At 30.3% G+C, this 2,982-nt stretch carries 1 protein-coding gene; it reads right to left on the bottom strand.

The genetic code is table 11. The annotated features are described in order from the left end of the window. Nucleotides 1-1,265 precede the first annotated feature (1,265 nt). A complete protein-coding gene (locus VFS71_RS04010; RefSeq protein WP_326399517.1) occupies nt 1,266-1,559 on the bottom strand; it encodes a hypothetical protein in 294 nt (97 codons plus the stop codon). Nucleotides 1,560-2,982 lie beyond the last annotated feature (1,423 nt).

The following is a 2,982-nucleotide window of genomic DNA, read 5'->3' on the forward strand; positions in this document are numbered from 1 at the left end:
CATATCTCGCTTATACAAAGGGATAATTTAATAATTCTTGATTTTCTAGACGTAGAAATTAATTCTCTAAAACTTTTATTTGAAGCATTTATTTCTAAAATCAAAATAAAATCATTTTATTCAAGAAAAACTGATAACAACTTCAAGTAATGTACCTCTTCCGGTTAGCCTATTTGAACCAAAATCTATTATGTTATTTCGATTGACATAAAAGTCTTGTATACCAAATTTGAAAAGTTTTGGATTATATTTTATAACAGTTTTTCATTAAAATCTATTATAGGCTTCATGTAAAGTGCCACTTCTGGAAATTGTGTAATAACCAGAAAGGGAGCTGCACAACTAGATGTCATAGCAGTCCTAAATACAAAATTTCAACTTTCTGCGGCTTACCGTTTTTGAGTTATGCGAAATATGTACGTACGGACGTACATTTGTGTGGGCATTTACCAGGCGTCACCTCACGGGCACTTATTGCTGGCGTAGAGAGTGCACAAAGCAAATTGGCACACCCAGCAATGGGTAATATGCCATGATGATATATTTATTTTATTTATTTATTTATTATTATATATTAAAATTTTATTCCTGCAGAGGCAGGTTTACTAACCTATAAATAAATTCCAAATATAGTATCAATTTATTTATTTATCGTATTGCTAATACAAATAATCTAAGCAACAAAGATAACAACATAATATTAACATAATTTTAACTACAAACAAACGTCTAATTTATACAAATATTGAAATGCCGTGTCTGTAGCCATCAAAAAGTTACTCACGTCACCTTCTGAAGCTCTAAAAATGTATTTTTCTTCTGTATGCTGTACATTCTGTTATTATCAAGGTTTGGTAAACAATATGTCTTTTGGGAGTTTGTCTTGTTATTTTTATAAAAAGACTGAGAAATGCCCATTGGGTGGTTTGCGTTACACATTGGTGTTGGTAATATTTGTTGGCCAACATAGTCTGGCCACCTTTTTGTTCTAGCTCTTTAGCGTTACCCAGGGTGCACCACGAGGAGGCGAGCTAGATTTGCACCCCGCATATCCCATAGAACCATTAAAATTCACATTAGTAGCATCTACACTCTAACGACATTTACAACCGTTTATAGGTTGATGTCATGTGTAGCCCACAAGCACGTCCATGATATGTAACTTAATACACCAGGACATTATTCTGTATTACTACTAGTCTTTAAGTGAATTCAATGGATCTAGAGATATGTGCAAAAAAAAATTTAGAAATGAGTAACCAAAATTAAAGAATTTTGGATTTGGATGTTTCATCTTCAATCCAATATCCTTTTGGTGCAGGTGGTTTAGGCACTATACCTGCTTCAAGATATTGGAGAAGTAAAACCGATCTTGGTTGCTCAGGCACTATTTTCTTTTCCCAGTCGACATCAAAATAATTCCGACTATTCAATGAAATGAAATCATCGAAATCATTGATGTCGGGACGAAAATAATAAAGACCCAGAGCAATCGCAATGAAAGCACCAATTATAATTGATGCAATGCTACTTGCAACAAATGCAAAAATAATACTCATTTCTATGTATTTATTTGCAGAATTAAGTGAAATATTTGCAGCCAAATATTCACGATGATACGTTTTCCTTTAGGGAATTCGTATCTATGGTTTTCTATATAATGAAAGTTTTGATATTGTTTTATTATTGTTGTTTTCATTATTGAATATTATTATTCAGTTCAGTGCAATGAATGTCCAGTATATTGATATTATTTTAGCTATTTACACTTAGCACGTAGCCGATCACTAGTTGCGAACTGAGGAATGTAAGATCCAATCAGAATCATAGCTATTTAATACGCATAACGCATAACTATTTGCATCGGTTCAGGAAACAATGATCACAATTTCTTACAAAAACTAATCACATAATGTATCAACGTTAAATATAATAACCACTGAAATTTTACCCTCCAATGGGTCAATTTTTGTGTTAAGTATATAAGTATTAAAATAAATAATTAAATTTTTGTATGATATAAAATGAAGATAATTTTGATAATTTGTGGATATGTTTCAGTTATCACCAATTTTCAAAGATTTTTTTCTGATTACAACAATATAAATATTTTATAGGGTTGTATAGCAATAATTTTAAGACAAATAGTCTCAAAAATCAGAAATAATGTAATAAAAAATCTGATTTGGCCAACACAATACCTCCCGTTTAATTTAATTTTTATTCATGTAAATAATTAAAATTTAAATACGGGGTTCGATCCTGACCAACGCCAAATATATCAAATTTTAAATGGCACAAAAATGACCCCTGTGGTGCACTCTCCACGCCAGCAATAAGTGCTCGTGAGGTGACACCTTGTAAACGCCCGCACGGTACAAATATGTCATCATCTTTACCAAAACATCTGTGTACAAAACAGACTGGCAGACCCAGCAATGCGTAATATGCCGTGATGATAAAATTATTTTATTTAATTTATTTATATTAAAACAAAAAATCTGATGATGTGGATACCACACAACTTCCTCGTACGTTTATTAAACTATACATATTTTGATTACAACAAAGAAATATTTGATTACAACAATGAATATGACTAATTTCACAATAAATATATAATATTTGTTATTGTACGAATCATAAAATTGCACGTATTTAACGTAATTTGACATGAACATTTTTTTTTGTCCTAATCCATAGCAAGCTTTATTACAAAAACAAAAAAAAAAGTATATAATTTTTAAATTTACATATCTCGCTTATACAAAGGGCTAATTTAATAATTCTTGATTTGCTAGACGTAGAAATTAATTCTCTAAAACTTTTATTTCTAAAATCAAAATAAAATCATTTTATTCAAGAAAAACTGATACCAACTTCAAGTAATGTACCACTTCCGATTAGCCTATTTTAACCAAATTTGAAAAGTTTTGGATTATATTTTAAAACAGTTTTTCATTAAAATCTATTATAGGCTTC

It is taken from the genome of Flavobacterium sp., assembly GCF_035760125.1.
In the GTDB taxonomy this organism is placed as follows: Bacteria; Bacteroidota; Bacteroidia; order Flavobacteriales; family Flavobacteriaceae; genus Flavobacterium.

What these genes read in the sequence shown, in the direction of transcription:
- VFS71_RS04010 (WP_326399517.1), bottom strand. Translation starts at nt 1,559, where the DNA reads ATGAGTATTATTTTTGCATTTGTTGCAAGTAGCATTGCATCAATTATA.